This is a genomic window from Klebsiella sp. CN_Kp091 (assembly GCF_040065095.1).
Taxonomy (GTDB): Bacteria; Pseudomonadota; Gammaproteobacteria; order Enterobacterales; family Enterobacteriaceae; genus Klebsiella; species Klebsiella aerogenes.
In genome coordinates this window covers 1-1,479 of sequence record NZ_JBEAIO010000026.1, presented here as the reverse complement: position 1 = coordinate 1,479, position 1,479 = coordinate 1, and the positions used below count along the sequence as shown (strand labels likewise).

1 protein-coding gene is annotated in these 1,479 nt (G+C 50.3%); it reads left to right on the top strand.

Annotated elements, in window-relative coordinates; all coding sequences use genetic code 11:
* Window positions 1-96: 96 nt before the first annotated feature.
* On the top strand, window positions 97-1,122 hold the full coding sequence (locus ABLV17_RS13585) for an IS110 family transposase (RefSeq protein WP_267985583.1): 1,026 nt from the start codon (window positions 97-99) through the stop codon (window positions 1,120-1,122).
* Window positions 1,123-1,479 lie beyond the last annotated feature (357 nt).

Below are 1,479 nucleotides of genomic sequence, written 5' to 3'. Positions count from 1 at the left end.
TTTGCAAGGATAATGAGATGGACGCTCCAGATTTTACGGTATCAAAGTACCAGACTGGATCGTTGCAATACGTCCTAAAAAATGAGGAGCGTCCACATGAAAGTATCAACTCTTGGTATCGACCTGGCAAAGAACGTTTTTCAGCTTCATGGCGTCGATCACGAAGGTCATACTATTTTGCGTAAAAAGCTCACCCGGGCTAAGTTTGTTCAGTTTGTTATTCAACTGGAGCCTTGTCTGATTGGCATGGAAGCCTGCTCATCCAGTCATCATTTCGCGCGATTATTCACCCGCTATGGTCATGAGGTAAAACTCATCCCTCCCCAGTATGTAAAGCCTTATGTGAAAACGAACAAGACGGATGCAGCAGACGCTGAAGCTATCTGCGAAGCGGTAACCCGCCCGAATATGCGTTTTGTACAGATAAAAACCGAAGAGCAGCAGGCCGTTTTAGCGTTACACACTGAACGGGGAATACTTATCCGTGAGCGGATCGCCTGTTCCAATAGTTTAAGAGCCACACTTGCTGAGTTTGGTATTACGATTGCGGCCGGACAAAGCCATTTAACCCATGAGCTACCAGCCATTCTGGAGGACGACGAAAATGGTTTATCTCCCTTCGTCAGAACCAGCATCTACAGGCAGTCTAAACATATCCGGGAACTTGAGGAGCAAGTTAAACAGGTAGAAGAAGCTCTGGCCTCCTGGTACAGAACGCAGGAAGCCTGCCAGAGAATGGCCAAAATCCCGGGGGTTGGCATGTTAACGGCCACTTATGTGGTAGCAGCAGTGGGTAATGCCCGACAATTCAGTACTGCAAAGCAGTTCGCTTCATGGCTGGGGCTGACACCAAAGGAACATTCCAGCGGCGGGAAACAGCAACTGGGAGGGATCAGTAAACGTGGAGATGGATATTTCCGATACCTGCTGGTTCACGGCGCACGCGCACTTACCGCCTGGGTCAACCGGAACGGCGCGGTTGAGAAGAATGCCTGGCTTCAGGGACTACTTGAGCGGAAGCACTACAATGTAGCTGTTGTCGCCATGGCGGCAAAAACTGCGAGGATCATGTGGTCAATGTTGACACACAATACTGAATATCAGCCTCGTCAGCTCGCCTGACACAAGGTCAGTCAATCTGACGAGGTGCTGAAAAAGAGTTAACGTCCTGGTAGGTGCAGGTGACTTCAGAAGATGGCAAAACAGGTAAGACCGCAGGCAGGATACACCGAGAGGTAGCAAGGGCAAGTCAGCTCGCAAAGGATGATTGGTACCTGCCTGGCGGATTTCATCATGGTTCGGGATAAAGAAATCCCATCAGAAACCGGATATATGGCTGCACCTACCCGTTTTATTACTGAACTGAAGAAAGCATTGCATTCCGGGAGCGTCCATATACGCTGCCTCGGCCCGACCCGAAGCCTGCAGGGATAAGTCGAAGGTACCACGAAGTGGCGATTTTGGCGGCCAGAGCCCGGG